Annotated in this window: 28 protein-coding genes; 16 read left to right on the top strand and 12 right to left on the bottom strand. The window is 59.7% G+C overall.

Translation table 11 applies throughout. The features are described from left to right. Nucleotides 1–15 precede the first annotated feature (15 nt). The 9 genes from ACR0AW_RS04350 to ACR0AW_RS04310 are packed head-to-tail and all read left to right on the top strand — an operon-like array spanning nucleotide 16 to nucleotide 7,846. Nucleotides 16–429, top strand: coding sequence for a phage major tail protein, TP901-1 family (locus tag ACR0AW_RS04350; RefSeq protein ID WP_170733373.1), 414 nt, complete (start codon nucleotides 16–18; stop codon nucleotides 427–429). After that, nucleotides 429–743: a gene transfer agent family protein gene (locus ACR0AW_RS04345; protein WP_170733372.1), complete on the top strand. Its 315-nt coding sequence runs from the start codon at nucleotides 429–431 to the stop codon at nucleotides 741–743. The genes ACR0AW_RS04350 and ACR0AW_RS04345 overlap by 1 nt, the downstream gene beginning before the upstream one ends. After that, nucleotides 740–949 (top strand): rcc01693 family protein, encoded by a 210-nt coding sequence (locus ACR0AW_RS04340; RefSeq protein WP_170422216.1) that lies wholly within the window; start codon nucleotides 740–742, stop codon nucleotides 947–949. The genes ACR0AW_RS04345 and ACR0AW_RS04340 overlap by 4 nt, the downstream gene beginning before the upstream one ends. Then, entirely contained in the window at nucleotides 936–1,598 is a 663-nt protein-coding gene (locus ACR0AW_RS04335) for a phage tail tape measure protein (RefSeq protein WP_170403101.1), read from the top strand. The genes ACR0AW_RS04340 and ACR0AW_RS04335 overlap by 14 nt, the downstream gene beginning before the upstream one ends. Nucleotides 1,599–1,610: 12 nt before the next feature. Then, a complete protein-coding gene (locus tag ACR0AW_RS04330; protein ID WP_170733371.1) occupies nucleotides 1,611–2,243 on the top strand; it encodes a DUF2460 domain-containing protein in 633 nt (210 codons plus the stop codon). Beyond that, on the top strand, nucleotides 2,243–3,127 hold the full coding sequence (locus ACR0AW_RS04325) for a baseplate hub domain-containing protein (protein ID WP_170733370.1): 885 nt from the start codon (nucleotides 2,243–2,245) through the stop codon (nucleotides 3,125–3,127). The genes ACR0AW_RS04330 and ACR0AW_RS04325 overlap by 1 nt, the downstream gene beginning before the upstream one ends. Then, the gene (locus ACR0AW_RS04320) at nucleotides 3,127–3,567 is read left to right on the top strand and encodes an NlpC/P60 family protein (RefSeq protein ID WP_170396502.1); all 441 of its coding nucleotides are present in this window, start codon (nucleotides 3,127–3,129) and stop codon (nucleotides 3,565–3,567) included. Before ACR0AW_RS04325 ends, ACR0AW_RS04320 begins: the two co-directional genes overlap by 1 nt. Then, complete coding sequence (locus ACR0AW_RS04315; protein WP_170733369.1) at nucleotides 3,567–7,547, top strand: baseplate multidomain protein megatron; 3,981 nt, start codon at nucleotides 3,567–3,569, stop codon at nucleotides 7,545–7,547. The genes ACR0AW_RS04320 and ACR0AW_RS04315 overlap by 1 nt, the downstream gene beginning before the upstream one ends. 2 nt (nucleotides 7,548–7,549) lie before the next feature. Next, a complete protein-coding gene (locus ACR0AW_RS04310; protein WP_480438656.1) occupies nucleotides 7,550–7,846 on the top strand; it encodes a DUF7742 family protein in 297 nt (98 codons plus the stop codon). Here ACR0AW_RS04310 and ACR0AW_RS04305 read toward each other — a convergent pair. Beyond that, entirely contained in the window at nucleotides 7,827–8,165 is a 339-nt protein-coding gene (locus tag ACR0AW_RS04305) for a TraR/DksA C4-type zinc finger protein (protein WP_170396506.1), read from the bottom strand. The genes ACR0AW_RS04310 and ACR0AW_RS04305 overlap by 20 nt on opposite strands. 86 nt (nucleotides 8,166–8,251) lie before the next feature. Between ACR0AW_RS04305 and cysE the strand changes: the two genes are divergently transcribed. After that, nucleotides 8,252–9,061 (top strand): serine O-acetyltransferase, encoded by an 810-nt coding sequence (cysE, locus tag ACR0AW_RS04300; RefSeq protein ID WP_170686147.1) that lies wholly within the window; start codon nucleotides 8,252–8,254, stop codon nucleotides 9,059–9,061. A gap of 72 nt (nucleotides 9,062–9,133) precedes the next feature. On the opposite strand, the gene ACR0AW_RS04295 is transcribed toward cysE, so the two are convergent. The 6 genes from ACR0AW_RS04295 to ACR0AW_RS04270 all read right to left on the bottom strand — a co-directional run bounded on the left by ACR0AW_RS04295 (nucleotide 9,134) and on the right by ACR0AW_RS04270 (nucleotide 14,868). After that, on the bottom strand, nucleotides 9,134–10,435 hold the full coding sequence (locus ACR0AW_RS04295; protein ID WP_170733367.1) for a pyruvate dehydrogenase complex dihydrolipoamide acetyltransferase: 1,302 nt from the start codon (nucleotides 10,433–10,435) through the stop codon (nucleotides 9,134–9,136). A 1-nt stretch (nucleotide 10,436) separates the two neighbouring features. Then, on the bottom strand, nucleotides 10,437–10,697 hold the full coding sequence (locus ACR0AW_RS04290; protein WP_010442121.1) for a hypothetical protein: 261 nt from the start codon (nucleotides 10,695–10,697) through the stop codon (nucleotides 10,437–10,439). Continuing rightward, the gene (locus ACR0AW_RS04285) at nucleotides 10,697–12,070 is read right to left on the bottom strand and encodes a pyruvate dehydrogenase complex E1 component subunit beta (protein WP_170733366.1); all 1,374 of its coding nucleotides are present in this window, start codon (nucleotides 12,068–12,070) and stop codon (nucleotides 10,697–10,699) included. The genes ACR0AW_RS04290 and ACR0AW_RS04285 overlap by 1 nt, the downstream gene beginning before the upstream one ends. 15 nt (nucleotides 12,071–12,085) lie before the next feature. Further along, nucleotides 12,086–13,075 carry a pyruvate dehydrogenase (acetyl-transferring) E1 component subunit alpha gene (pdhA, locus tag ACR0AW_RS04280; protein WP_170733365.1) on the bottom strand — a complete coding sequence of 330 codons (990 nt, stop codon included), beginning with the start codon at nucleotides 13,073–13,075 and terminating at the stop codon, nucleotides 12,086–12,088. 172 nt (nucleotides 13,076–13,247) lie between these two features. After that, nucleotides 13,248–13,547 (bottom strand): septum formation initiator family protein, encoded by a 300-nt coding sequence (locus tag ACR0AW_RS04275; RefSeq protein WP_170565957.1) that lies wholly within the window; start codon nucleotides 13,545–13,547, stop codon nucleotides 13,248–13,250. 130 nt (nucleotides 13,548–13,677) lie between these two features. Further along, the gene (locus ACR0AW_RS04270; protein ID WP_170512945.1) at nucleotides 13,678–14,868 is read right to left on the bottom strand and encodes a phosphoglycerate kinase; all 1,191 of its coding nucleotides are present in this window, start codon (nucleotides 14,866–14,868) and stop codon (nucleotides 13,678–13,680) included. 135 nt (nucleotides 14,869–15,003) lie between these two features. Here ACR0AW_RS04270 and ACR0AW_RS04265 point away from each other — a divergent pair, with 135 nt between their 5' ends. Both ACR0AW_RS04265 and ACR0AW_RS04260 read left to right on the top strand, forming a co-directional pair. Beyond that, entirely contained in the window at nucleotides 15,004–15,510 is a 507-nt protein-coding gene (locus ACR0AW_RS04265; RefSeq protein ID WP_170472209.1) for a peptidylprolyl isomerase, read from the top strand. After that, a complete protein-coding gene (locus ACR0AW_RS04260; protein WP_170512948.1) occupies nucleotides 15,503–16,051 on the top strand; it encodes a peptidylprolyl isomerase in 549 nt (182 codons plus the stop codon). Before ACR0AW_RS04265 ends, ACR0AW_RS04260 begins: the two co-directional genes overlap by 8 nt. 50 nt (nucleotides 16,052–16,101) lie before the next feature. Here ACR0AW_RS04260 and aqpZ read toward each other — a convergent pair whose 3' ends face one another. Then, nucleotides 16,102–16,791: an aquaporin Z gene (gene aqpZ / locus ACR0AW_RS04255; protein ID WP_170733364.1), complete on the bottom strand. Its 690-nt coding sequence runs from the start codon at nucleotides 16,789–16,791 to the stop codon at nucleotides 16,102–16,104. A gap of 239 nt (nucleotides 16,792–17,030) precedes the next feature. Here aqpZ and ACR0AW_RS04250 point away from each other — a divergent pair, with 239 nt between their 5' ends. Then, nucleotides 17,031–17,396, top strand: coding sequence for a cupin domain-containing protein (locus ACR0AW_RS04250; protein ID WP_170403066.1), 366 nt, complete (start codon nucleotides 17,031–17,033; stop codon nucleotides 17,394–17,396). A 176-nt stretch (nucleotides 17,397–17,572) separates the two neighbouring features. Here the strand turns inward: ACR0AW_RS04250 and ACR0AW_RS04245 are convergent, their stop codons facing one another. The 4 genes from ACR0AW_RS04245 to ACR0AW_RS04230 form a co-directional block, all read right to left on the bottom strand. Continuing rightward, nucleotides 17,573–18,073: a polymer-forming cytoskeletal protein gene (locus tag ACR0AW_RS04245; RefSeq protein WP_170733363.1), complete on the bottom strand. Its 501-nt coding sequence runs from the start codon at nucleotides 18,071–18,073 to the stop codon at nucleotides 17,573–17,575. Beyond that, complete coding sequence (locus ACR0AW_RS04240) at nucleotides 18,063–19,388, bottom strand: DUF5930 domain-containing protein (protein WP_170733362.1); 1,326 nt, start codon at nucleotides 19,386–19,388, stop codon at nucleotides 18,063–18,065. Before ACR0AW_RS04240 ends, ACR0AW_RS04245 begins: the two co-directional genes overlap by 11 nt. 178 nt (nucleotides 19,389–19,566) lie before the next feature. Beyond that, entirely contained in the window at nucleotides 19,567–20,385 is an 819-nt protein-coding gene (locus ACR0AW_RS04235; RefSeq protein WP_170404710.1) for a ferritin-like domain-containing protein, read from the bottom strand. Nucleotides 20,386–20,470: 85 nt separating this feature from the next. Continuing rightward, nucleotides 20,471–20,932 carry a peroxiredoxin family protein gene (locus tag ACR0AW_RS04230; protein WP_170396533.1) on the bottom strand — a complete coding sequence of 154 codons (462 nt, stop codon included), beginning with the start codon at nucleotides 20,930–20,932 and terminating at the stop codon, nucleotides 20,471–20,473. A 68-nt stretch (nucleotides 20,933–21,000) separates the two neighbouring features. Here ACR0AW_RS04230 and ACR0AW_RS04225 point away from each other — a divergent pair, with 68 nt between their 5' ends. The 3 genes from ACR0AW_RS04225 to ACR0AW_RS04215 all read left to right on the top strand — a co-directional run bounded on the left by ACR0AW_RS04225 (nucleotide 21,001) and on the right by ACR0AW_RS04215 (nucleotide 26,853). Continuing rightward, a complete protein-coding gene (locus ACR0AW_RS04225) occupies nucleotides 21,001–24,384 on the top strand; it encodes a YhdP family protein (RefSeq protein ID WP_480438646.1) in 3,384 nt (1,127 codons plus the stop codon). A gap of 44 nt (nucleotides 24,385–24,428) precedes the next feature. Beyond that, on the top strand, nucleotides 24,429–25,475 hold the full coding sequence (queA, locus tag ACR0AW_RS04220) for a tRNA preQ1(34) S-adenosylmethionine ribosyltransferase-isomerase QueA (RefSeq protein ID WP_170733498.1): 1,047 nt from the start codon (nucleotides 24,429–24,431) through the stop codon (nucleotides 25,473–25,475). 106 nt (nucleotides 25,476–25,581) lie between these two features. Beyond that, on the top strand, nucleotides 25,582–26,853 hold the full coding sequence (locus ACR0AW_RS04215; RefSeq protein WP_170422201.1) for an MFS transporter: 1,272 nt from the start codon (nucleotides 25,582–25,584) through the stop codon (nucleotides 26,851–26,853). Nucleotides 26,854–26,945 lie beyond the last annotated feature (92 nt).

The raw sequence follows: 26,945 nt of genomic DNA, 5'->3' as shown, positions 1-26,945 counted from the left end.
CAACGGAGAGAGCATATGGCTGCCCAGAACGGAAAAGACCTTTTGGTCAAAGTGGATATGAACGGCACCGGCCTGTTCGAGACCATCGCGGGCCTGCGCGCCACGCGGATCAGTTTCAACGCGGAAAGTGTGGATGTGACCAGCCTGGAAAGTCAGGGCGGGTGGCGCGAGTTGCTGTCGGGGGCCGGGGTCAAATCGGCCGCGATTTCGGGCTCGGGCGTGTTCAAGGATGCGGGCACAGATGAGCGTGCGCGCCAGCTGTTTTTTGACGGTGAGACGCCCGGCTTTCAGGTGATCATCCCCGATTTCGGTATTATCGAAGGCCCGTTTCAGGTCAGCAGCATCGAATATGCGGGCTCGCATAACGGTGAGGCGACCTATGAGATGAGCATGGCAAGCGCTGGTGCGCTGAGCTTTACGGCGCTCTGATGGCCAATCCGTGGACGGGCGAGGTGGCGTTGACCATCGATGGGGAGCAGCGGGTGCTCAAGCTGACTTTGGGCGCTTTGGCGGAACTGGAACAGGAGCTGCAAGCCGGGTCTCTGGTCGAGCTGGTGCAGCGGTTCGAGGGTGGCGCATATTCCAGCGGCGATGTGCTGGCGTTGCTTATTGCCGGGCTGCGCGGCGGCGGGTCTCAGGTGACCCGCGATGATCTGCTGCATGTCGAGATTGCAGGCGGGCCGATGGCGGGTGCGAAGGCGGCGGCTGAGCTGCTGGCGCGCGCCTTCATGGTGCCCGAGTGAGCGGGTTCGACTGGCCCGTACTGATGCGGGCCGGGTTCCTCGGTCTTCGCCTGACGCCGGATCAGTTCTGGCGTCTGACCCCGGCTGAGCTGCGGCTGATGCTGGGGCAGGGCGCGGGGATGCCGGCGATGAACCGGGCGGGGCTGGATGCGCTGCTCGCGGCATATCCGGACAAGACACAAGGAGAGCGTAATGACGGATCGTGATGGTTTTGACGACCTGCAGGAGCGGGGAGAGGCGCTGGGTGACGCGCTGGGCGATGCGGCGACCATGGCCTCGGCATTTGATGGCCAGATGCGACGGATCAAGGCCGCGTTTGAAGAGACCGGAAAGGATGTGGCTACGCTGGAGCGTGGCATGTCGGGCGGGTTGCGCAAGGCGTTCGATGGTGTGGTGCTGGATGGGATGAACCTGTCGGGCGCGCTGGATGTGCTGAAGAACTCGATGATCCGCACGGCGTATTCGGCGGCGATCAAACCTGTGACGGATCATTTTGGCGGCATGCTGGCCAACGGGGTTGGTGGGTTGGTTCAGGGGATTCTGCCCTTCGCGGACGGAGGCAGTTTTTCTCAGGGCCGTGTGATGCCGTTTGCCAATGGTGGGGTCGTTAGCAGTCCGACCATGTTCCCGATGCGAGGCGGCACCGGGTTGATGGGTGAGGCGGGTCCCGAGGCGATCATGCCACTGGCGCGCGGGGCCGATGGCAAGCTGGGTGTGCGGTCACAGGGCGGCGCGCGAGCGGTCAACGTGGTGATGAATATCTCAACACCGGATGTGCAGGGGTTCCGCCGCTCTCAAGGCCAGATCGCGGCGCAGATGAGCCGCGCATTGGGCCGCGGCAATCGCAACAGATAAGGGGAGCAGGCGATGAATTTCCACGAGGTGAGATTTCCCGCCAGCCTGAGCTTTGGCTCGGTCGGTGGGCCGGAACGGCGCACGGATATCGTGACGCTGGCCAACGGGTTCGAAGAACGCAACACGCCCTGGGCGCATTCGCGCAGGCGCTATGATGCCGGGCTGGGGATGCGGTCGCTAGACGATATCGAGACATTGATTTCCTTCTTCGAGGCGCGGCAAGGCCAGATGTTTGGATTCCGCTGGAAGGACTGGTCGGATTTCAAATCGGGCGCGGCGACGGCTGAGGTCGACAAGGGCGATCAGGTGATTGCGCGCGGAGATGGCGAGACGGTTTCGTTTCAACTGGTCAAGACCTACAGCTCGGGCGGGTTCAGCTATGTGCGGCCAATCCTGAAGCCGGTACTGGGGACCGTGACGCTGGGGCTGGATCAGGACGCGCAACGCGAAGGCGTGGACTTTGAGGTCGATTTGGCGATCGGACGCGTGATGTTCTCGGCCCCGCCGCCTGAGCAGGTCGAGATCACCGCAGGGTTTGAATTCGACGTGCCGGTGCGGTTCGACACGGACAAGATCCAGACCAGCGTCGCCAGCTTTCAGGCAGGCGACGTGCCCAATGTGCCGGTGGTTGAGGTGCGGGTCTGATGAACGGCGATAAACAGGCGCTACAGGCGCATTTGCAAACGGGCTTGACCACCACCTGCCGCTGCTGGGCGATAACCCGTAGCGACGGACAGGTCTATGGCTTCACCGATCATGACAGGGAGCTGAGCTTTGACGGGCTGGTGTTCAAAGCCAGCACCGGTCTGACCGCTGCGGCCATCGAGCAGGCAACCGGCCTGTCGATCGATAATACCGAGGCGATGGGCGCACTGTCTGATGCCTCGGTCCGGGAAGAGGATATCGAGGCGGGGCGCTTTGATGGGGCCGAGGTGCGGGCCTGGCTGGTCAATTGGGCCGATCCTGAGCAGCGGATGCTGCAGTTTCGTGGTTCGATTGGCGAGTTGCGTCGCGCTGGCGGGGCGTTTCATGCGGAATTGCGCGGGTTGACCGATCTGCTGAACCGGCCTTTAGGGCGGATTTATCAGAAGCCCTGTACGGCAGTGTTCGGGGATAAGGCGTGCCGCTTTGCCCTGGAGACGCCGGGTTATCGCGCTGAGGCTGAAATTGTCGCGCTGGACGGCGCGGCTTTGCGTTTGCAGGGCGCGGAGAGTTCTGATGCGGGTTGGTTTGAACGCGGCAGGCTGGATGTGCTGGACGGGGCTGCGCAGGGCCTGTGGGCCTCGATCAAGCTGGATGAACAGGTCAGAGATGGCCGCGATGTCACGCTGTGGTCGGCGATTGGCGGCGGGCTGGCGGTTGGGGACCGGGTCCAGCTGATCGCCGGGTGTGACAAGCGCATGACCACTTGCCGACTGAAGTTCAACAACATGCTGAATTTTCAGGGCTTCCCTGACCTGCCGCACGAGGATTGGGTCATGGCCGTACCCAAGCGCAGTAGTCAACACAAAGGGGGAAGCAGGCGGTGATGCGGACAAAACAAGATATCGTGGACGAAGCGCGCGGATGGCTGGGCACACCTTATGTTCATCAGGCCTCTGTTCGGGGTGCAGGCGCTGATTGTCTGGGCTTGCTGCGGGGCGTTTGGCGCGCGGTGATGGGGCATGAGCCTGAGGCGGTGCCGGTCTACAGCATGGATTGGTCCGAGCCGCAGGGTGAGGAACGCATGTGGGCCGCAGCCCGTCGCCATCTAGTCGAGAAATCGCCCGATGATTTGGCCCCGGGGGATGTATTGCTGTTTCGGATGCGGGATGCGGCCGTGGCAAAGCATCTGGGCATCGTCAGCGCCCAAGACCCGATGCGATTCATCCACGCCTATACCGGGCATGGTGTTGTTGAAAACACGCTGAGCGAGCCTTGGCGTCGCCGCGTGGTCGCTTGTTTCGAATTCCCGCTGGAGGATTTCTGATGGCCACAATAGTTCTGTCTGCTGCAGGTGCGGCAATAGGTGGTTCGATCGGGGGCTCGGTTGCGGGTCTGTCCACGGCGGTGATTGGCCGCGCGGTCGGGGCGACGCTGGGGCGGGTGATCGACAACCGGTTGATGGCCAGCCAATCCGTAATGGGCGGCGGCAGCGAGGTGGTCGAGACCGGGCGTCTGGATCGTTTCCGTCTCACCGAAACCGGTGAGGGTGCGACCGTCGCGACGGTCTACGGCCGGATGCGAGTTGGAGGACAGGTCATCTGGGCCTCGGACTTTCTGGAAACCCGATCGACCTCGACGACGACGCAAACATCAGGCGGTGGCGGTGGAGGCAAGGGGAAACCCAAGCCCGTTGAAGTGACGACAACGACAACCACGCATAGCTACAGCTATTCTGTGTCTCTGGCGATTGCCGTGGGCGCGGGACGGATTGCGGATATCACGCGTGTCTGGGCCGATGGTGAAGAGGTCGAGCGTAGATCGCTGAACATGCGAATTTATCGCGGCGATCACGAGCAATTGCCCGACCCGCTCATTGAAGCGGTCGAAGGGGCAGGCACGGTGCCCGCTTATCGCGGAACGGCTTATGTGGTGATCGAAGATCTGGCGCTGGGCCCCTTTGGCAACCGCGTGCCGCAATTCTCGTTCGAGGTGGTGCGGCAGGAACAAGACGAGATGCCGGATGCCGAGGACGCGCTGTCTCGGATCATCAAGGGGGTGGCCTTGATGCCGGGTACGGGTGAATACGCACTGGCTTCATCTCAGGTTAATTACACCAAGGGCCGGGGGCGCAGTTGGGCGGCGAATTTCAATTCACCATCGGGCAAGTCCGATCTGGTGACCTCGACGCGGGCGCTCGGCCAGGAATTGCCGGGCTGCGAGGCGGCTTCGTTGATCGTGTCGTGGTTCGGCGATGATTTGCGCTGCGGAGAATGCCAGATCCGCCCCAAGGTTGAACGCAAGAATATCGAGGGCGCAAACATGCCCTGGAGTGTTTCAGGTCTGTCCCGAACTGCGGCGGGGCAGGTGAAATGGCAGGATGGGCGTCCGGTTTATGGCGGCACACCGGCTGATGCGGCCGTAGTGCAGGCGATCGGGCACCTGAAGAGCTCGGGCAAACGGGTTATGTTTTATCCGTTTATTTTGATGGAGCAATCAGAGGGCAACGGCCTGCCTGATCCGTGGTCCGATGCGCCGGATCAACCTCATTTACCCTGGCGTGGGCGGATCACTTTGGATGTTGCTCCGGGGCGGCCAGGCTCGCCGGATCAAACTGCCGATGCGGATGCGCAGGTGGCGGCGTTCTTTGGTACGGCGCGCGCGTCACATTTCTCGACCAGCGGCAGCAAAGTGACCTATCGCGGCCCAAGTGAATGGGGGTTACGGCGGTTCATTCTGCACTATGCGGCCCTGTGCAAGGCGGCGGGCGGCGTGGAGTCCTTCTGCATCGGGTCCGAGATGCGCGGGCTAACGCAAATCCGCGGCGCGTCTGGCTTCGCTGCAGTTGCGGGGCTGCGGTCTCTGGCCGCGGAAGTGCGCGCGATATTGGGGCCGGAAACTAAGATCGGCTATGCCGCAGACTGGACCGAGTATTTCGGGTATCAGCCGCAAGACGGCACCGGAGACCGGTATTTCCACCTCGACCCGCTTTGGGCCGATGAGAACATAGATTTTGTCGGCATCGACAACTATATGCCGCTGTCCGACTGGCGGGATGGGGGCTCGCATCTGGACGCTGAGGTGTCGAATGGGTCGATCTACGATCTGGACTATCTGCGCGGCAATATCGAAGGCGGCGAGGGGTATGATTGGTACTATGCGTCACCCGAGGAAGCCGAAGCGCAGATCCGAAGCCCGATCACTGATGACGATCATGGCGAGCCGTGGGTCTGGCGGTACAAGGACCTGCGCAACTGGTGGGCGAACCGACATCATGAGCGGATCGGGGGCGTGCGGCAGCAAACACCCACGGGTTGGGTTCCGGGGTCCAAGCCAATCTGGTTCACCGAACTCGGCTGCGCGGCCATCGACAAGGGCACGAACCAGCCGAACAAATTCTTGGACCCAAAGTCGTCTGAATCGAATTTGCCGCGCTATTCCAATGGAGTACGGGATGATTTTATCATGGTTCAGTACCTTCGGGCCGTCCTTGGCTATTGGGGTGATACTGAGATCAACCCGGTTTCAGATATCTATGACGGCCCGATGGTGGACCTGTCGAACGCCTTTGTCTGGGCTTGGGATGCGCGTCCGTTCCCGACTTTCCCGAACCTGCGGACGCAGTGGTCGGACGGCGATAACTATGCACGTGGGCATTGGCTGAACGGGCGGTCCGGGTCGCGGACTCTGGCCTCGGTCGTGACAGAAATCTGCCATGAGGCAGGGGTGACGGCGATTGATGTGTCCGAGCTCTACGGCGTGGTACGCGGTTACGCGGTTGAGGACGTAATGAACGCTCGGCAGGCCTTGCAGCCGCTGATGCTGCGCTATGGGTTCGACGCGATCGAGCGGGACGGGGTGCTGAAGTTTAAAACCCGCGACGGGCGTCAGGCCGTTGACATCGACCCCGAGCAGATCGCCATCAGCGCGGATATCGACGGGCCAGTGGAACATCGCCGCGAGGCTGAGGCCGAGATGACCGGGCGTGTGCGTCTGCGGTTCGTCCAGTCGGATGCGGACCATGATGTTGTCGCGGAAGAGGCCGTCTTGCCTGATGACAGAACCCATTCGGTCGCCGTCAACGAAATGCCTCTGTCGATGACCCGGGCCGAAGGGCGTCAGACGGTCGAGCGCTGGCTGAGCGAATCCCGCATTTCGCGCGAGACGGCGCGCTTTGCTCTGCCGCCCTCGCTGCTGCATGTCGGGGCCGGCGATGTGGTGCGTTTGCCGGATGCCGGGGACGGAACGCTATATCGGATTGACCGGCTGGAACAGGCCGAGATGCAATTGGCGGATGCAGTACGGATTGAACCCGGCGTCTATACGCCGTCCGACGTGCTGGACGATGTGGCGGCAGCCAAGCCGTTCATTGCTCCGGTGCCAGTTCTGCCGGTGTTCATGGATCTGCCGCTGATCACTGGATCCGAAGCGCCCCATGCGCCGTATCTGGCGATATCGGCCGAGCCCTGGCCCGGTAACGTGGCTGTTTATTCGGCTGCACAGGATGAGGACTATACCTTGCATCAAGTGATCGCGGGGCAGGCGGTGATTGGCTTCACCGAAACACCCCTGCGACGCGCAGGCGCTGGGATCTGGGACGAAGGGGCCGCGTTGCGTGTCAACTTGATCGATGGCGTGTTGGAGTCTCGTCCCCGCTCGGCGTTGCTGAGTGGTGCCAATCTGGCTGCCATCGGTGACGGAACACCGGGCAATTGGGAAGTGTTTCAGTTCTCGGATGCGGTTTTGCAGGAGACTGGCGTTTACAATTTGTCAGGCCGCTTGCGTGGTCAGCTGGGTACGGATGCCCTGATGCCGGATGTATGGCCTGAAGCGTCTACCTTTGTCCTACTGGATGAACGTGTTTATCAGACCGGATTGCTGCGCACCGAACGCCGCATGGCCAAGCATTACCGTATCGGCCCTGCAACGCGCGGCTACGAGGACCCGGCATATGTGCATCTGGTTGAAGCGTTCGATGGCAATGGGCTGAGGCCTTATGCGCCAGTGCATTTGCAGGCTTCTGCGTCGGCTACCGGGGACAAGATCTCGTGGGTGCGCCGCACCCGGATTGACGGCGATGACTGGAGCGCATTGGATGTGCCTCTGGGCGAAGAAAGCGAATCCTATCTGATCCGCGTCTTCACTGAGGGTGCTTTGTTGCACGAAACTGTCACCAGTGATCCGGTTTGGCAGTATTCTGCCGCGATGAAAGCCGATGACGGGCTGGCCGGACCCTACGATATCGCAGTCGCGCAGGTTTCGGCTACCTACGGACCCGGGGCGTTTGCGCGCCTTTCGGTCTGCTAGCCGTGCGGCCAGTCCTGCACCGAGATCTCAGCGCGGCGGCGCGGGCTTTTCTGGCCGCGCCGCGAACCGACCGCGATAGGATAAGCACCCTCCTGATTGCTGAGGCCGAACTGGCGGATCGACATGTCGCCAGAACAGGGCGGTTGCATCCTGTTTATGGAAATGGCTCGTTGATGGCAGCCGCGCGCTGCCGGCCCTTGGCAGACGAGCCAAATTTCGACGATCTGCAATATTGCCAATGTTTCGAGATGGTTCTGCGCAAACTGATCCGGTTCCAAATCAGCCAGATGCGCAGCTGACACATTTTGAGGCGGCAAGGTCCAGCTCTAGCCTTCCGTGCGCTATTTCCTCGCCGCAATCTTCGCAATAGCCGAATTCGTCTTCGTCCATCCGGTTCAGCGCGGCCCGAAGCCGATGCGTTTCGGTGTCGCGCCGGGCCTGTTGCGCCTTGGCCATTGCTTGATTTTGCAACGCATCCATCCGGCTGAGCCGACCCACTGCCTGTTGATCCAGCTCCACAACTGATTGCGCATCCTGACCGGCGGCGGATTGCGCGGCCAGATCGCGAAGGCGCTGGTGAATAAGCTTCCGAAAATGGTCCAGATCGGCTGAGTTCATTTTTTGTTGTAGTGCATATCAAGGGTTTGCGTTTGGTAATTTTACGACTAGATGGCTATTCTAAGCGCAGCAAAGGATGAAAAGCCATGTTTGAAACGCGCAGCCGAGTGACACCTGTGGACCCTGTTTGGGATCGCATCACTTCTGAGGCCCACGCCGCAGTCGAAAAAGAGCCCTTGATGGGTGGGTTGGTGCATGCCTGTATCCTGCACCATCGCAGCCTGGAAAGGGCGTTATCTTATCGTATTTCGGCGAAGCTGTGTTCGAACGAGATGTCGATGATGGTGCTGCGCGAGATCGTGGATGAGGCCTATGCCGATGACAAATCACTGATCGAAGCCGCGCGCGCCGATCTAATGGCGGTCTATGAGCGCGATCCGGCGTGCCACCGTCTGCTGCAGCCGATCCTTTATTTCAAAGGGTATCAGGCGATGCAGGCCTATCGTGTGGCGCATTGGTTATGGAAGAAGGGGCGGCATGATCTGGCGTATTTCTTCCAGATGCGCTCGTCCGAGATATTTGGGATCGATATCCATCCTGCGGCCCGCATTGGGAAAGGTATCATGATCGACCATGCGCATTCTATCGTGATCGGCGAGACTGCGGTTGTGGGCGACAATGTGTCGATGCTGCATTCGGTGACGCTGGGCGGGACCGGCAAGGAAGAAGAACAGCGCCATCCCACCATCGGTGATGGTGTCCTGATCGGCGCGGGTGCTAAGGTGCTGGGCAATATCGAGGTCGGCCATTGCAGCCGTATCGCCGCTGGTTCGGTGGTTCTGCAAGAGGTTCCGGCATGTACGACCGTTGCTGGGATTCCCGCCAAGATCGTGGGCGAGGCAGGGTGCGATCAGCCGTCGATCTCGATGGATCATATGCTGGGGAAAGACCAGTAATTCAGAGTTAATAGACGAAAAAGGCCGCCTCGGGGTTCGAGGCGGCCTTTTTTTGTGCGCGTAATGGTGGGCTTAGGCCAGCATAACCATCGGGTTTTCCAGATTGTCGACGATGGCTTGCAGCAGTTGAGCCCCAAGCGCGCCGTCAATGACCCGGTGATCGACCGACATGGTGACGGACATGACGGTCGCGACCGTCAGCTCTCCGTCATCTCCGACGACCGGCTTCTTGAGCCCGGTGCCGACTGCGAGGATACCTGCATGCGGCGGGTTCACGATGGCGTCGAAGTTGTCGATGCCGAACATGCCAAGGTTCGAGACAGCGAAAGTGCCGCCCTGATACTCATGCGGGGCCAGCTTGCGTTCGCGGGCGCGGCCAGCAAGGTCCTTCATCTCAGTTGAGAGTGCGGAAAGCGACTTGGTGTCGGCGTCCTGCAGGACCGGTGTGAATAGACCGCCTTCGATCGCAACTGCGACCGCAACGTCCGATGGTTTCAGTTGCAGAACCCGGTCACCGGCCCAGACGGCGTTACATTCGGGGACCTGCTGTAGCGCGTTGGCGACGGCTTTGATGATGAAGTCATTGACGCTGAGCTTCACGCCGCGGCCTTCGAGCTGTTTGTTCAACTGGCTGCGGAATTTCAGCAGCGCATCCAGCTTGATATCCCGGCGCAGGTAGAAATGCGGGATTGTCTGCTTCGCCTCGGACAGGCGTGCGGCGATGGTCTTGCGCATGCCGTCGAGTTGAATCTCTTCGTATTCGCGACCCTCATACATCCGGGCGACCATGTCTGCCGACGGGCCAGCCGGAGCAGCGGCAGGTGCTGGTGCAGCGGCGGCAGCCGCCGGGGCGGGCGCGGGCGCGGAAGCGGTTGCGCCTTCGACATCTGCCTTGACGATGCGGCCATGTGGACCCGAACCGGCAATCTGCGTGAGGTCGAGGCCTTTTTGCGCGGCAATACGACGGGCCAGTGGTGAGGCAAAGATGCGTCCACCGTCGGCCTTGGCAGGCGCAGCCGGGGCAGGGGCGGGCGCCTCGGGTGCCGCAGGGGCGGCAGCCTCGTTGCCCGCGGCGGCTGGTGCAGCCGCGGGAGCTGCGGCAGGCGTGGCCGCGATATCATCGGCGCTTTCGCCTTCTTCCAGCAGAACTGCGATGGCAGTGTTGACCTTGACCCCTTCGGTGCCTTCGGCAATCAGAATCTTGCCGACGACGCCTTCGTCAACGGCCTCAAATTCCATGGTGGCCTTGTCGGTTTCAATCTCGGCCAGCAGATCACCGGAGGAGACCGTGTCGCCTTCTTTGACGAGCCATTTTGCAAGCGTGCCTTCCTCCATCGTCGGGGACAGGGCGGGCATCAGGATTTCGGTGGGCATTTCAGCGCTCCTCAATCAGAGTAATTTGGTCAAAGGGCGCCTTGGGACGCCCAGTGCCGCGTGCGAGAGTCGCAATCGCAGCTTCGATTTTGTCTTTGTTTTCAGCCATCCAGACATAGGCGGTCTGGTGCGAGGGGCGCGCGCCGATCAACCGCATATCCGCCGCCAGCCGTTCGGGCACAAGAGCCCGCACGGTCCGGTCATCGAGGTCAATCTCGACACGGTAGCATTCGGTTGCTGGATCGCGGCCCCTGATCTCCATTACCGGTAGGTCACCTGTTTCGCCGCAGCGATCACCTCATCAGTGGTGATTAGCGCCAGCTTTTCGAGGTTCGCTGCATATGGCATCGGAACATCTTTGCCGGTGAGGGTGATGACCGGGGCGTCGAGATAATCGAACGCTTCCTGCATGACCACCGAGCTGATGTAGCTACCAACGGAACCTTGCGGCCAGCCTTCTTCGACGGTCACAAGACGGTTGGTTTTCATCACCGAGTTGATGATCGCGCCAGTATCCATCGGACGGATAGTACGCAGGTCGATCACTTCGGCGCTGATGCCGTCTTCGGCCAGTTTGTCTGCGGCTTCCAGCGCATATTGCATGCCGATGCCGAAGCTGACGATGGTCACGTCAGAGCCTTCGCGCCAGATGCGGGCCTTGCCCAGCGGGATGGTAAGGTCATCCACTTGCGGCACGTCGAAGGAGCGACCGTAGAGGATTTCGTTTTCCAGAAAGACCACCGGGTTCGGGTCGCGGATAGCTGATTTCAGCAGACCTTTGGCATCCGCAGCCGAGTAGGGCATGACAACTTTCAGGCCGGGGATCTGCATGTACCACGCGGCGTAGTCCTGGCTGTGCTGCGCGGCCACACGCGCGGCGGCACCGTTGGGCCCACGGAACACGATGGGGCAACCCATCTGACCGCCGGACATGTAGAGCGTCTTGGCGGCAGAGTTGATGATCTGGTCAATCGCCTGCATGGCGAAGTTGAAGGTCATGAACTCGACAATCGGTTTCAGCCCGCCAAAGGCCGAGCCGACGGCAATGCCGGTGAAGCCGTGTTCAGTGATCGGGGTGTCGATGACACGTTTGGCACCGAATTCATCGAGCAGGCCTTGAGAGATTTTATAGGCGCCCTGATATTCAGCGACTTCTTCGCCCATCAGATAGACATCTTCGTCGCCGCGCATTTCTTCGGCCATCGCGTCGCGCAAGGCCTCGCGTACGGTTTGCTGCGCCATCTCGGCGTCGGCAGGCCAATCGGGCGACAGGTCCACAACCGGAGCAGCGGGGGCTGCTGCGGCAGGAGCGGGGGCCTCAACCGCCGCAGGGGCGGCTTCGGCCACCGCTGCGGCTGCGGGCGCAGCCGCGGGCAGGGCGGAGGCGTCTTCGCCTTCTTCAACCAGGATCGCGATGGGGGTGTTCACTTTGACCCCTTCAGTACCCTCGCCGATCAGGATTTTGCCGACGATACCTTCATCGACAGCTTCAAACTCCATCGTGGCCTTGTCGGTTTCGATCTCGGCCATGATGTCGCCCGAGGATACGGTGTCGCCTTCCTTGACCAGCCACTTGGCCAATGTGCCCTCTTCCATCGTGGGCGAAAGGGCGGGCATGAGAATTTCGGTTGCCATGTCTTATTCGTCCTCTCAGGCGTAGATATCAGTCCAGAGCTCGTCCAGCGACGGCTCGGGGCTTTCTTTCGAGAATTCGGCGGCCTGATTGACGACCTCTTTGATCTCTTTGTCGATCGCCTTCAGGTCATCCTCGGTCGCGTGTTTGCCGGTCAGCAGCAGCTCGCGTACATGTTCGATCGGGTCGCTTTGTTCGCGGACCTTCTGAACCTCTTCGCGTGTACGGTACTTGGCCGGGTCAGACATCGAGTGGCCGCGATAGCGGTAGGTTTTCACCTCGAGGATGTAGGGACCTTTGCCCGCACGGCAGTGGGCGACCGCCTTTTCACCTGCGGCTTTGACGGCCAGCACATCCATGCCGTTCACCATTTCACCCGGTATTCCGAAGGCTTGACCGCGGTGGTAGATGTCGGCCGAAGAGGTCGAGCGTGCTTGCGCGGTGCCCATGGCATACTGGTTGTTCTCGATCACGAATACCACCGGCAGTTCCCAAAGAGCAGCCATATTGAAGGTCTCATAGACCTGACCCTGGTTGGCCGCGCCGTCACCGAAATAGGTGAAGGTGACGCCGCCGTTCTCTTTATACTTGTCAGCAAAGGCCAAACCCGCACCCAGCGGAACCTGTGCGCCGACGATGCCATGGCCGCCATAGAAATTCTTCTCTTTCGAGAACATGTGCATCGAGCCGCCTTTGCCTTTGGACAGCCCGCCTTCGCGACCGGTCAATTCGGCCATTACGCCGCCCGGGTCCATTCCACAGGCCAGCATGTGGCCGTGATCGCGATAGGACGTGATGCGCTTGTCGCCTTCCTTGGTCGCGGCCTCAAGGCCGACAACAACCGCTTCCTGACCGATGTAGAGGTGGCAGAAACCCCCGATCAGACCCATGCCGTAGAGTTGACCTGCCTTTTCCTCGAATCGGCGGATCAGCAGCATCTCGCGGTAATATGTGGTCAGTTCTTCCGCAGAAACATTTGGTTTCTTTGTGGTTTTTCGCGCAGCCATAGTGGCGATCTCCCCCTTTCGGCAAGATAGTTTAGCGTTAAACTATCTCATAGAGCATTTCACACGTTCTGGCGAGTACTAATGTTACGCGAGGGCAGGATACGCGAGTTGCGGCCTGCCACAGCTTATCTTCCGGGCGTTAAGGTACAGAGATTCTTAGTCAAAAATTTCGTCAGCGGATGACGATCTCATCCGCGCGGATCATGCCGAGCACTGAGCGGGCCTGTTGATCCAGCAGATCGAGATCCAGATAGGTGTCTGACAGTCGGCGGGTCAGGTTCTCCATCTGCTCGATCTCGGCGTTCAGCTGCGCCAGATCGCGAGACAAAACATCGCGCTCGGCGGCAATCTCGACCCGGCGAAACAGACCGTAATCCCCTTGAACGGCGGCAAAGGTGAAATACGCCCCCAGCATGAAGGCGATCGTGAAGAAAATGAAAGCCCCTAAACCGGGCCGATTGGAACGGGACACTGTGTTAACCGCCGTGTGAAATACTGCCTCAGAAACGCACCCTTTTTGGATGTCTCGACGCACTATGTCACAGGTGATTCGGCTTGTGAATCCCCTGAGTAGAAAAAGCTGAGACCTGAGGTTTGAGCGCTTATAGTTCCAGCGCAGCCACACCCGGCAAGGTCTTGCCTTCCATCCATTCAAGGAAGGCACCACCAGCAGTAGAGATATATGAGAAATCCGTTGCCGCGCCCGAGGCGTTCAGCGCGGCGACCGTGTCACCCCCGCCCGCGACCGAGGTCAGCTTGCCATCGCGGGTTAGTGCAGCCGCCTTCAGCGCCGCCGCATTGGTTGCGGCATCGAACGGGGTCAGCTCAAACGCCCCCAGTGGGCCGTTCCAAATCAGGGTCTGGCTTTTTTCCAGCACTTCGGACACGGCTGCGACGCTTTCGGGACCGGCGTCCAGGATCATCGCGTCCGAAGGGCACTGATCAGCGGGCAGAACCTGATGCGGCGCGTTGGCCTCGAACACTTCGGCCACGACGATGTCGCGCGGCAAGACAATCGTGCAGCCAGCGGCTTCGGCCTTGCCGAGGATTTCGGCGGCGGTATCGGTCATGGCGTGCTCGGCCAGTGATTTGCCGACATCGATCCCCTGGGCCAGTAGGAATGTATTCGCCATGCCGCCACCGATGACCAGATAGTCAACCTTCTCGATCAGGTTGCCCAGCAGGTCCAGCTTGGTCGACACTTTGGCGCCCCCGACAACCGCTGTGACAGGCCGCTTGGGCGCGCCCAGGGCGGCCTCAAGTGCGCTCAGTTCCTGCTGCATCAGGCGTCCGGCACAGGCGGGCAGCAGACGGGCCAGCGCCTCGGTCGAGCTGTGGGCGCGGTGCGCGGCCGAGAAGGCATCGTTGCAATAGATGTCGCCCAGCTTTGCCATGCCTTGGGCAAGTGGGACGCTGTTCTTGGTCTCCTCGGCATGGAAGCGGGTGTTTTCCAGCAGCAGAACTTCACCTTCCGTCAGGGCGGAGGCGGCGGTTTCAGCCTCATAGCCCACACAATCATCGGCAAAGCGCACGGGAGCCCCAAAAGCGGATTCAAGTGCTGGCACAAGCTGCTTCAATGACAGCTCGGGTACATGCTGACCACCGGGGCGTCCGAAATGGGCCAGCAGGATGGGTTTACCGCCTGCGGCGAGGATATCGCGCACGGTTGGCACGATCCGTTGAATGCGGGTGTCGTCGGTCACCACGCCATCCGCGACCGGTACGTTGATATCCACGCGCACCAGAACCCGCTTACCGCCAAGATCCATATCGTCCAGAGATTTCCAGCCCATCGCGCTCATCCTTGCCCATTGCATCCAGTTTCAGCGGTTCTTTTCCTGCATTTTGCGTTCAGGTCAATGCGTCACTTGGCATTCGCGCGCCCGCGTCATAGGTATTTGCGCAAGTTTCAAAGACAGGAGGGCCAGATGGCCGAGATCAAAGACCCCGAAAACACGATCATCATTGAGCTGAAAGACGGCAATGTCGTCATCGAATTGCTGCCTGATGTGGCCCCTCAGCACTCGGCCCGCATGAAAGAGCTGGCGCGTGGTGGTGAATATGACAACGTCGCCTTCCACCGTGTGATCGACGGGTTCATGGCGCAAACCGGCGATGTGCAGCATGGCGACATGGAAGACGGGTTCAACATTCGTATGGCGGGCACCGGTGGATCGTCGCTGCCGAACGTTCCGGCAGAGTTTTCGAAACTGCCCCATGATCGCGGAACTTTGGGTGCGGCACGCTCGGCCAACCCGGATTCGGCCAACTCGCAGTTCTTCATCAACTTTAAGGACAACCATTTCCTGAACGGTCAGTACACGGTGTATGGCCGTGTGATCGAAGGGATGGAGCATGTGGATGCGATCGTTCGTGGTGAGCCGCCCGCGAGCCCCGACCGGATGATCAGCGTCAAGGTGGCTGCCGATGCATAAGCTGGCCGCTGCATTTGCCCTGTTGGCCAGCCCCGCGCTGGCAACAGGTCTTGAGATTGAGATCGAGGGTGAGGGGGCGAATGGCACCGTCACCGTCGACCTGTTCGAAGACCTTGCACCCAAGCATGTTGAGCAAATCACGGCGCTGGCCGCTGCAGGCCAGTATGATGGGGTGGTGTTTCACCGTGTGATCGACGGCTTCATGGCGCAGACCGGCGATGTTGAGTTTGGCCGTGTCGGTGGCGACATGCGTCGTGCGGGTACGGGTGGATCGGATCGCCCTGATCTGCCTGCTGAATTCTCGGATTTCAATTATGACCGGGGCGTCGTGGGTATGGCGCGGGCGCAGGACCCAGACAGCGCGAATTCGCAATTCTTCATTATGTTCGAGCCCGGCCCGTTCCTGAATGGTCAGTACACGGTTGTCGGTCAGGTGACAGAAGGGATGGACGTGGTCGATGCGATCAAGCGGGGCGATGGCCCTAATGGCGCAGTGATCGGACAACCGGATGCGATGAAAAAGGTCACTGTGACCGAATAAAAGAAAACCCCGGCGCGCTTCTGCGGGCCGGGGGTCTTGGTGCGACCGGGTCAATCGTCGTCCGACATCGCCCGCCAGATCAGTGCGCCAATCGCACCGCCGATCAAAGGTGCCACCCAGAACAGCCACAGCTGCGCCAGTGCCGGACCATCGGCAAACAACGCCACGCCGGTTGACCGGGCAGGGTTCACCGAGGTGTTGGTCACCGGAATCGAGATCAGGTGGATCAGCGTCAGCCCCAATCCAATCGCAATCGGGGCGAACCCGGCAGGCGCGCCGCTGGAGGTCGCGCCGAGAATGATCACGATGAAGAACGCGGTCATGACGATTTCGATGATCAATGCGGAAATCATCGAATAGCCTTCGGGTGACGCCTCGCCATACCCGTTCGACGCGAACCCTCCAACGCCCTCAAAACCCGGCGCTCCGCTGACGATCAGATACAGCACGGCTGCCGCCGCGATCGCGCCGATCACCTGAGCGATCCAATAGGGGATCAGATCCTTGGCATCGAACCGCCCGCCGATCATCAGCCCAAGGCTGACCGCCGGGTTGAAATGCCCGCCAGAGATATAACCGACCGCGTAGGCCATGGTCAGCACGGTCAGGCCGAAAGCGAATGAAACGCCCAGCCAGCCGATACCCACATCGGCTATGCCTGCAGCCAGCACCGCGCTGCCGCAGCCGCCCAGAACCAGCCAGAATGTACCGAAGAATTCGGCCATGAGTTTTGATGACATGAAAAGCCCTCCAGAAATCAATGACTTTAAGGTTAATTCAAAAAACGCTTTTTGTGAAACTGTGAGAATGCGGGGAATTTTCCTTCAAGACACGTCAGATAGGGGGACTGTTAGGGAATATGCTTATTCCGGTGAGCTGGCGATTGAGAACGACACACTCGGCCCAACTTGCGTTTTTCTCCTTTGCGCCCCAATGTCCGGTATCGGTTGTGGGCTTGCGATGTGGTGGGGGTATCAAAGTGAAGTTCAAAAAACTGTATTCGGATGCTCAAGGCGAAAGCCATTGGAAAGACATCGAAGTCGAACTTGAAGAGCAAAGCTTTGCACCACCTGCGAAAGCAATCGAGATTTCAAAGCCAGAAGCTGTCAAGCAAACCATGTTCTTGAGACTCAAGAAGGGTTGGGATGAGCCAATTCATCCCACACCTGTCGCTCAAAAGCTCATTTGTCTTTCTGGCTCAGTGCGCGTGACCGCGAGCGACGGGGAATTCAGAGATATTGGTCCGGGTGACGTCTGGCATATGGAAGACAAACACGGCAAAGGCCACCACACAGTAGTAACAAGCGATGATGATTTTCTTTCGGTGATCGTACAGTACGAGTAGCGGGGGCAGCGCAGACCAAGCCCTCCTGATCAACCAAGCGCATTGCGGCACTTGCGCGGTGTAAGGCCGCTACGTCCTGCATTGAGGTCATTGTTAGATTTAGACGAACACCCCAAAACAAAAAAAACGCCGCAGGGTATCCTGCGGCGTTGCTGATTTGTCTTGCCGATAAGTGTTTACTGCTTCACTTCCGCCGCCGGGTTGGCACCCGATTTGCCGCTGCGGCCCGGGTTCAGCGGGTCGTCCTGACGCTGCACCGAACCTTCGAAATGCGCACCGCTTTCAATGGCGATGGTCTTGTGGATGATGTCACCTTCGACGCGGGCGGTTGAGGTCAGGCGGACCTTCAGGCCGCGGACGCGGCCCACGATACGGCCGTTGACCACTACGTCATCTGCAGTGACTTCGCCCTTGATGGTGGCAGTCTCGCCGATGGTCAGCAGATGGGCGCGGATGTCTCCTTCGACGGTGCCCTCGACCTGGATATCGCCCGAGGTCTTGATGTTACCGGTGATGTGCAAATCCGAGGACAGCACCGATGCGGGTGGCTTGGGCTTGGGAGGGGTGCTGGCCTTTGTTTCAGCCAGTGCAGGTGTTGCCGGAGTGGCCGGAGCGGCTGGTTTTGCTGCCTCAGTCTCTTTCGATCCGGGTTCGTTGATTTTGCTCTTAGAAAACATTTCTCGCAGCCTTGATGTAAGTCATTGGGTTAACAGGTTTTCCGTTCACACGGACCTCGTAGTGCAGGTGTGTGCCGGTCGACCGTCCGGTGCTACCCATATCAGCTATATGATCCCCGCGCGAGACCCTTTGACCAACCTTTACGCGTACCTTGGTGTTATGAGCGTAAAGTGTCTCAATCCCAAAGGCGTGCTTGATCTTTACCAGCCGTCCGAAACCCGATTGCCAGCCTGCATGAGTGACAACACCATCAGCAGTCGCGAAGATATCGGTGCCCGAGGGGCCGGCGAAATCGGCGCCATTATGCATGCGGCGCCCGCCGGTTTTAGGGTCGCGGCGGGTTCCGTAGCCACTGGTATAACGGACAGCGGCGCGCACCGGGCTGGCGAAGGGGGCCTTTTCCGCAGCGATGCGATAGAGGTTCAGCTGGTCCATCTGTTCCAGCAGGATATTGGCGCGGATCTGGTCGGGGCTCAGCTCCTCACCGCGGGTGCTGAAGGATAAAGGGGTCAGCGGACCGCCCATACCGCTATATCCGCGCCGAACTTCGTCGAGGATACGATCTGTTGGCATGCCCGCGCTGCGGAACATCTTGTCGAGAGGTTCGACCGAGATCAGCATCGCCTCTTCCAACTGGCGGAAAATCTCGTCGCTGCGCTCCTGCATCAGGCGGATTTCAAGCTCGAGCTCGTCACGCTGGTCCAATGCGCCTTGCGCATCGGCAGCGATCTGGTCGCGCTGCGCCGCGGTCCGGGCCAGGGCATCGGTCATAAATGCCATCTGTTCCGGGTTTGCCGATGCCATCGCATAAGCCGCGTCCGCATCAGTGCTGGGTTGCAGTTCGGCCAGTTTGGTCCGCGCGTCTTCGCGCTGCTTCATAGTGGCACGCAGCGTGGTTTGGATCACCTCGATGCCGGTTTCCAACTCGCGCCGGCGGTTCTCGGATTCCAGCAATTCGGACTGCATGACCGAAATCTGTTCCAAAGCCGCGTTGAACCTGTCATGTGCAGCCAGAGCTTCGGCCGCACGCGCATCGCGCTCTTCCGACAGGATGTTCAGACGTTCTTGATAGGTCGCCTGATCGCGCTTGGCCTGTTCCCGGAAATTGCCCGATCCGATGCTGTCCATCAACAGAACTGACGTGGCAATCGCGGTCCAGGCGACCATCACCGACACACCGGCGACTGCAGCGATCTGAGTTTCAGAACTCAGTCGGATGAACCGCGTGTCGTTGTCAGATTTCAGAAAAACACGGCGCTCTGGAAAGTGCCGCTCGAGCAGTGAGTGTAGTTTAATTGCCAGACGTGTCCGCACGCGTCCTACCTCAATTGTCCCCATATCTCGGAGCCGGTCGTGAGTGAGTAGCCGCTCCTTGACGCGATTGCATAAAGCGGTCGAGGCATTCGGGCAAGTTTGTTAACCAATCAAGAGCTATGAACGGAGAATTACCGCACGTGATCGGCGAGAACTTGCCGATAGCGAGCATTTGCTGTCAGTCCGACACAACTCCGGGTGGTGGCAGGTCTTCGGTCAGGGGCCAATAGAAATCTGGCGGCAGTCCGGCCTCGGCCCGTTTCTCTTCGTTAAATGGTGGTTTCAGCGCGCCGTGGAAATAGCGGCGGACGAGGGCGTGGAATACATCCTTGGGGTCGGCATTCTCGCGCCCGCACAAGAAGTGGAACCATTTCGAGCCATAGGCGACGTGACCAACTTCCTCGGCATAAATCACTTCCAGTGCAGCGACTGCGTCGTCAGCCTTGGCCTTGCGGAAAATGTCGATCATTCCGGGGGTCACGTCCAGCCCACGTGCCTCAAGCACCATTGGGACGACGGCAAGACGACCCATAAGATCCTCGGCAGTGTCCTCGGCGGCGCGCCACATGCCTGCATGGGCGGGCAGGGCGCCATAATGGCTCCCCATCTGTTCGAGGCAGTCGCAGACCATCTCAAAATGGCGCGATTCTTCTTCGGCGCATTTCACCCAATCGTCATAGAAGCCGATGGGCATGGGCACATGGCCAAACCGGGCAATGATATCCCAATGCAGATCCACGGCGTTCAACTCTATATGAGCGACAGCGTGCAACAGTGCGATGCGGCCGGCCTCGGACCCCGCCCTTCGGCGCGGTACATCACGAGGCGACAACAGTTCGGGCTTTTCAGGTCGCGCAGGGTATAGCGGTGGCTTTGCGGTGCCCACTTCGATCTTGGGCGCGTCGCCTTGCCGGGCTGCGAACCAGGCAGCGGCGTATCGTTTGGACAGGGCGGTTTTCTCGCGACCGACTGATGTGGTCAAAACCTCGGTCGCCATTTCGGTCAGTGTTTTTGACACGCTTGCCCCCTTACGCTTCACTCCGCGCGGGTCATACCCTTGATGCCCGCGCGGGTCGAGAGGGCTAGAGCGCGCGTGCGGCCTCCAACACTTCGTCCACATGACCCGGCACTTTCACCTTGCGCCAGACGCGGGCGATTTTTCCATCCGCATCAATCAGAAAGGTCGAGCGTTCGATCCCCATGGATTTGCGTCCGTACATGTTCTTTTCGACCCAGACGCCATAATCTTCGCACACGCTCTGACCCTCATCGGACAAAAGCGGCGTCGTAAGGCCGTGCTTGGCGACAAATTTGTCATGCTTGGCCACGGTATCGCGCGAGATGCCGAAAACGTTAGCACCCGCATCCGCAAAGGCTTGTAGTTGTTCCGAGAAACCGATGGATTCCTTGGTGCAGCCCGGCGTATCATCGCGGGGATAGAAAAACAGAACGACCGCGCGGCCACGTTGTTCCGACAGGGTCACCTCGCCGCCGCCGTCGCGAGGCAGTGTAAAGTCGGGTGCGATGTCTGAGACTTCGGGCATATTCAAACTCCGGCTGAGAAATTAACGGTTGCCGCATATCATAGGGCTCCGTTGACAGGTTGAAAGGCGTGAGACGCAAATTGGTCCAGCAAGAACAGCAGGATGACACGAAGGCGGATAAGAAACCCCGCCGTCGGTCGCGGCGTCGGACCGCAGGGCTGTGGACATTGCGCGGTGTCTTCATCCTTGGATTTCTGGCACTGGTCACCGGCTTTATGGTTGTCGGCCAGCGCATGCACGCGCCGGATTGGTTGCGCGACCGGGTCGAGGCGCGCCTTGATCAGACATTGGGTGGCGTCAAAGTTCGGTTCGGCGATGTCAGTTTCATCATTCATGAAGGCTGGCGTCCGCGATTGCGACTGACCGATGTTCGTATCAGCGATGCGGACGGACGGCAGATTGCCGAAGTGTCCGACCTGCGGGCCAGCCTGTCGATGCGCCCGCTGTTGCGCGGGCATTTGCGCCCGAAGCGGATCATATTGCAAGGCGCGCAGATTGCACTGACACGGGGTGTCGATGGAGCGCTGTCGCTGACGGTCGGTGCCGGAAGTGCGCCGGTCGGTCAGGCCCGGAACCTGGCGCAGCTGATTGAATCATCGGACGAGGTGTTCCAGGCACCTATTTTGTCAGCCCTGACCTCGGTCGAACTGGATGCAATTACGCTGGACTATCAGGACCTGCGGTTGGGCCGGTCCTGGGTGCTGGACGGCGGGCGTATTCAGGCCAACCGCAGCGCGGGTGAGGTTCGTCTGGCCACCAATTTCTCGGTGCTGGCCGGTCGCGATTATGTCAGCACGATCGAGGCCAACTATACCAGTTTGCTGGGCAGTCCCGCTGCGCAGTTCGGCATCTCGATCACCGATCTTCCCGCCGAGGATATCGCAGGCCACAGCCCGGCGCTGGCATGGATGCAGGTACTTCGCACACCGATCTCAGGTGCTTTGAGGGGTGGCATTGATACTGAGGGCGCGCTGGGGCCGGTCTTTGCCACGTTGAATCTGGGTGCAGGCGCCGTGCAGCCCACGCCTGAAACAACACCGATCAAATTCGACGCGGCGCGGACGTATTTTACCTACGACCCGAAACAACAGGCGCTGGATTTCAATGAAGTCTCGATCCAGTCTGCCTGGGGTACGGTGCAGGCAGATGGCAAGGCCTTTCTACATGGGGTCAAAGCTGGCGGGTTGGACAGTATGTCGGGGCAGTTCCGCCTCAGCGGGATTGAGATCAACCCGGCCAATCTGTTCCCCGAAGCACTGAATCTGACGCGGGCCGATGTTGATTTCCAGATGAAACTTGCGCCGTTCCGTATACAGCTGGGGCAAATGACGGTTGAAGACGGTGCACATCGCGCACGGCTCAGCGGGTCTCTGGCTGGTTTGACCGACGGCTGGGTCGCAGCCATTGACGCGCAGATTGATCGGATGAGCTCTGATCAGCTGTTGAACTACTGGCCCGAACGACTTGCCCCGAAACCGCGCCTTTGGGTCACCGATAACCTCTATCACGGAGAAATGTCCGATCTGGATTTCGCCCTGCGTCTACGGCCCGGCGAAAAGCCGGACATCTATGCGGATTTCGAATTTGACGAGACCGAGATTCGGTTCGCCAAGACGTTGCCAACTATCCAAGACGCGCAGGGGCAGGCCAGCCTGCTCAACCGGCGCTTTACCGTCTCGGCGCAAAAGGGGATTGTGATCGCGGATGAAGGAGGTACCGTTGATGCCTCGGGCACCTCGTTCATCATCCCCGATACCGGCATCAAAAAAACCACCCCGGCCATTGCGCGGATTAAGGCCAGCGGCAGTGTAACCGCAGCCATGTCATTGCTGGACCGGCCGCCGCTGCAACTGCTGACCAAGGCCAATCTGCCGGTGGATCTGGCCGACGGTCAGGTCAGTCTGAGTGGAACGCTTTCCTTGCCGTTGATTAAGGGCCTGAAGCTGGAAGATACCAGGTTCCATTTTGTTGGCGAGTTGTCGAATTTGGACAGCAGCAAGCTGGTACCCGGATTTGAAGTCAGCGCAGACCGATTGGACCTGAGCGGCGACCAGACGCAAGTGGCCATCCAGGGCGAGGGGCTGTTTGGCGTCGTACCGGTTGAAGCGCTTTGGCGGCAGCCGATCGGAGGCGAAACCCCGCAGCAAAGCGAACTGACAGGTCAAATCGAACTCTCCCCGCGTTTGATGGAACAAATCAATGCCGGACTGCCGCGCGGCATGTTGACCGGAGAGGGGATCGCCGATTTCAGCCTGAGTCTTGGTGCGGGTGAGCCCCCGCGCTTGTCGGCACAGTCCGATTTGGTTGGCGTCGCGTTGGCGATCCCTGAGCTTGGATGGCGCAAATCTGCCAGCACTGGCGGCTCTCTGACTGCCGAGGTCACGCTGGGCGCTCAGCTAAGTGTCGATTCCCTTCGGATCAACGCTGCTGGTTTGCGGACAACTGCAGCGATCTCGTTCCGGGATGGCGGGTTCGAAAGGGTACGGTTCAGCACGTTCGAACTGGGCGACTGGCTTGCAGTTCCGGCGGAATTGATTGGGCGTGGTGCCGCGCTGCCAGATATCCGTGTGTTGGGCGGCGTGCTTGATCTGGGAAAATCCACCATCGGTGAGGGAGGTAGCAGCGGTGGTGCTGCTGGGCCCGGGCCAAAGCTGGATGTGAAGCTGGACCGACTACAAGTCACTGAATCCGTTGCGTTGACCGGGTTGACTGGCTCGTTTCAAACCACTGGCGGATTGACCGGCAGCTTTGCGTCGCAAGTCAATGGCGGTGCAGCGATCCGCGGTCAGGTCACCCCGCGCGCGTCCCGATCTGCGGTTGGTCTAACCTCGGACGATGCAGGGGCGGTTCTGAGATCAGCGGGGGTTTTGACGCAGGCACGCGGTGGAACAATGCAATTGCAACTGGATCCGATCGCAGAGCCTGGAAATTATGACGTCGACCTGAAAATCAAAAATACGCGGATCACGGACGCCCCGGCCATGGCAGCGATATTGAACGCGATCAGTCTGGTGGGGTTGCTGGATGAAATGGCGGGGCAAGGTATTTTCTTCGCAGCCATCGACAGCAAAATGCGTATCACTCCGACCGAGGTGAAGGTGCTGAGCGGTAGTGCCGTAGGTCCATCAATGGGGCTGTCCTTTGATGGTACGGTCGACACTGTAGCCGGGATGCTGAACCTGCGCGGCGCGATTTCACCGATCTATCTGGTCAATGCTATTGGCAGCGTTCTGACCAAAAAGGGGGAAGGTATCTTTGCCTTCAACTACACTCTGTCCGGACCGCTGTCCGACCCGCAAGTTTCGGTCAATCCTCTGTCTGGTCTCGCACCTCTGTTTCTGCGCAACCTGTTGCGCGAGCCTGCGCCAACGGTCTCGGATGGCCCGAATGCCACACCGGATCGATCTGGCGAACCCAATCCCGCCTTCCAGACACGTGGTGAGGATCGCTGATCTGAGCTGTGGCCGAATCTGTCGGGCCGATGTATGGCGCGGCCATGAAACTCAGCGACTTTGACTTCCACCTGCCCGAACACCTGATTGCCACGCGTCCCGTCAGCCCGCGCTCGTCAGCGCGACTGCTGCTTGCGCAGGGTGATGCTGTTCAGGACCGGCACGTGTTCGATCTGCCGGACATATTGCAGCCCGGGGACCGTCTGGTGCTGAACGACACCCGCGTCATTCCCGCTCGCCTCAGCGGTCGCCGCCACCGTGACAGCGCGCAAGGGCCGGTATCTGCCGCGATTGAGGCGACGTTGCTGGACCCGCAATCTGATGGTTGTTGGGCCGCGCTGATCAAGCCGCTTAAGAAGATCAAACCGGGCGAAGAGATCGTATTCTCCGACGATCTGAGCGCAACCCTGGACCGAGTTGCCGATGGCCAAGCCTATCTGCGCTTCAACCTGACCGGAGAGGATTTCGATCAAGCGTTGGAGCAGGCCGGCGCGATGCCGTTGCCTCCCTACATCGCAGCGAAACGTGCAGCGGATGAACAGGACAAGACCGACTACCAAACTGTGTGGGCGCGAAACTCCGGAGCCGTAGCGGCCCCAACCGCGTCCTTGCATTTTGATGATGCGCTTTTGCAGGCGCTATCGGAGCGCGGTGTCGAGTTCACGCATGTCACGCTGCATGTGGGGGCAGGCACATTTCTGCCGGTCAAAGTGGAAGACGTGACCTCCCACAAGATGCACGCCGAATGGGGACGGGTCAGCGCGCAGGCCGCTGCCGAGATTGCGGCAACCAAAGAAGCGGGCGGGCGCGTTATCCCGGTGGGCACAACCGCCCTTCGACTGATCGAAAGCGCGGCACGCCGCGGCCGGATCGCGCCGTGGGAAGGCGAGACCGATATCTTCATATTCCCAGGTTTTGAATTTCACGTCACTGATGCGCTGATGACCAATTTCCACCTGCCGAAATCCACATTGCTGATGCTGGTTTCGGCGTTGATTGGGCGGGATCGGGTCAAGTCGGTCTATGACCACGCTATCGCAGAAGAATATCGCTTTTTCTCATACGGCGACGCATCTCTGCTGATACCATAGTCGTATCTTGGCCATCTGCGCCCTTACAATGTCGTAGACAAGCGCGACGTGCTTGGTCATTGACGGCAAAGCGGACAAAACACACCGGCAATTTTGGATAGGCAGAATGCTTCAGGTTCTTTCCAGCGCTTGGGCGCTTCTTCTGGGAATGGGGTTGCTGATGGTCGGCAACGGCCTGCAGGGCACGTTGCTGGGGGTGCGTGGGGAGATCGAGGGATTCTCGACCCTAGAGATGTCCTTTGTGATGTCGGCCTATTTCCTTGGGTTCCTTGGCGGCTCGCGTCTGGCACCTGAAATGATCCGCCGCGTGGGGCACGTGCGCGTGTTTGCGGCGCTGGCCTCGTTTATCTCGGCTGTCATGATCATGTATCCGATGCTGACCGATCCAATTGCATGGTCGATTGGCCGCGTGATTATCGGGTTCTGTTTTTCGGGCGTGTATGTGACTGCTGAAAGCTGGCTGAACAATGCCGCAAACAACGAGAACCGAGGGCAGGCGCTGTCGCTTTATATGATGGTGCAGATGACAGGTGTGGTGAGTGCCCAGGCCTTGTTGCTGGTCGGTGACCCGGCAGGATATGAGACCTTTGTCATCGCTTCTATACTGGTTTCGATCTCATTTGCGCCTATTCTGCTGTCCATTTCTCCGACCCCGGCGTTCGATACCACCAAACCGATGACATTGCGCCAGCTGATGGAAACATCGCCGCTGGGCTGCGTCGGCATGTTCTTGCTTGGCGGGATATTTTCAGCGCAATTCGGGATGAGCGCCGTTTATGGCGCTCAGGTTGGATTGAGTCTGGTCGAGATTTCGACCTTCGTAGCGGTGTTTTATATCGGCGCCGTAGTCCTGCAATATCCGTTGGGCTGGATGTCCGACAGAATGGACCGCCGTCTGCTGATCATGCTGGTGGCCGCTGTTGGTGGGGTAGGCGCCGTGATAGGCATGATACTGGGCGTCACTTTCACCATGCTTCTCGTAGCTGCCTTTATCATCGGCGGCATGACAAGCCCGCTCTATTCTCTGTTGATCGCGTATACCAATGACTACTTGGAGTATGACGATATGTCGGCGGCTTCGGGCGGTCTGGTTTTTATTAACGGCTTGGGCGCTATCGCAGGTCCAATTATCACCGGTTGGCTAATGGGGGCTGGCGTGCTCGGCCCACAAGGCTTTTTCCTGTTCATCGCGGCGCTGATGTTCATCATGGCCGCCTATGCGGCCTATCGTATGACCCAGCGCGTCTACAAACCCGTGGATGAAACCGGATCGATTGCCCCGATTTACCCGACATCTTCGCCCGTTGCTCTGGAAGTTGCGCAAGAGGTCGCCATAGAGGCAGCCCAGGACGAGCAGGATACGCAAGAACCCGCCTGAGCGCCGGAAATGTGACTTTTGTGTTGCAATATGTTACTGTCACAAATCTGTAAAAGTGATTTTAATGACGTTACGTCCTGGGGAGGGCAATT

Source organism: Ruegeria sp. C5 (assembly GCF_056537605.1).
This window is presented reverse-complemented; position numbering and strand designations above follow the sequence as displayed.

Coding starts and splice junctions, on each gene's coding strand:
- ACR0AW_RS04350 (WP_170733373.1), top strand. CDS start 16: ATGGCTGCCCAGAACGGAAAAGACCTTTTGGTCAAAGTGGATATGAAC.
- ACR0AW_RS04320 (WP_170396502.1), top strand. CDS start 3,127: ATGCGGACAAAACAAGATATCGTGGACGAAGCGCGCGGATGGCTGGGC.
- ACR0AW_RS04270 (WP_170512945.1), bottom strand. CDS start 14,868: ATGGGCTGGAAATCTCTGGACGATATGGATCTTGGCGGTAAGCGGGTT.
- ACR0AW_RS04315 (WP_170733369.1), top strand. CDS start 3,567: ATGGCCACAATAGTTCTGTCTGCTGCAGGTGCGGCAATAGGTGGTTCG.
- ACR0AW_RS04345 (WP_170733372.1), top strand. CDS start 429: ATGGCCAATCCGTGGACGGGCGAGGTGGCGTTGACCATCGATGGGGAG.
- ACR0AW_RS04235 (WP_170404710.1), bottom strand. CDS start 20,385: ATGGCGACCGAGGTTTTGACCACATCAGTCGGTCGCGAGAAAACCGCC.
- ACR0AW_RS04335 (WP_170403101.1), top strand. CDS start 936: ATGACGGATCGTGATGGTTTTGACGACCTGCAGGAGCGGGGAGAGGCG.
- pdhA (WP_170733365.1), bottom strand. CDS start 13,075: ATGGCTGCGCGAAAAACCACAAAGAAACCAAATGTTTCTGCGGAAGAA.
- ACR0AW_RS04305 (WP_170396506.1), bottom strand. CDS start 8,165: ATGAACTCAGCCGATCTGGACCATTTTCGGAAGCTTATTCACCAGCGC.
- ACR0AW_RS04325 (WP_170733370.1), top strand. CDS start 2,243: ATGAACGGCGATAAACAGGCGCTACAGGCGCATTTGCAAACGGGCTTG.
- ACR0AW_RS04215 (WP_170422201.1), top strand. CDS start 25,582: ATGCTTCAGGTTCTTTCCAGCGCTTGGGCGCTTCTTCTGGGAATGGGG.
- ACR0AW_RS04230 (WP_170396533.1), bottom strand. CDS start 20,932: ATGCCCGAAGTCTCAGACATCGCACCCGACTTTACACTGCCTCGCGAC.
- ACR0AW_RS04285 (WP_170733366.1), bottom strand. CDS start 12,070: ATGGCAACCGAAATTCTCATGCCCGCCCTTTCGCCCACGATGGAAGAG.
- ACR0AW_RS04295 (WP_170733367.1), bottom strand. CDS start 10,435: ATGCCCACCGAAATCCTGATGCCCGCCCTGTCCCCGACGATGGAGGAA.
- ACR0AW_RS04260 (WP_170512948.1), top strand. CDS start 15,503: ATGCATAAGCTGGCCGCTGCATTTGCCCTGTTGGCCAGCCCCGCGCTG.
- cysE (WP_170686147.1), top strand. CDS start 8,252: ATGTTTGAAACGCGCAGCCGAGTGACACCTGTGGACCCTGTTTGGGAT.
- ACR0AW_RS04245 (WP_170733363.1), bottom strand. CDS start 18,073: ATGTTTTCTAAGAGCAAAATCAACGAACCCGGATCGAAAGAGACTGAG.
- ACR0AW_RS04290 (WP_010442121.1), bottom strand. CDS start 10,697: ATGGAGATCAGGGGCCGCGATCCAGCAACCGAATGCTACCGTGTCGAG.
- ACR0AW_RS04330 (WP_170733371.1), top strand. CDS start 1,611: ATGAATTTCCACGAGGTGAGATTTCCCGCCAGCCTGAGCTTTGGCTCG.
- aqpZ (WP_170733364.1), bottom strand. CDS start 16,791: ATGTCATCAAAACTCATGGCCGAATTCTTCGGTACATTCTGGCTGGTT.
- ACR0AW_RS04265 (WP_170472209.1), top strand. CDS start 15,004: ATGGCCGAGATCAAAGACCCCGAAAACACGATCATCATTGAGCTGAAA.
- queA (WP_170733498.1), top strand. CDS start 24,429: ATGAAACTCAGCGACTTTGACTTCCACCTGCCCGAACACCTGATTGCC.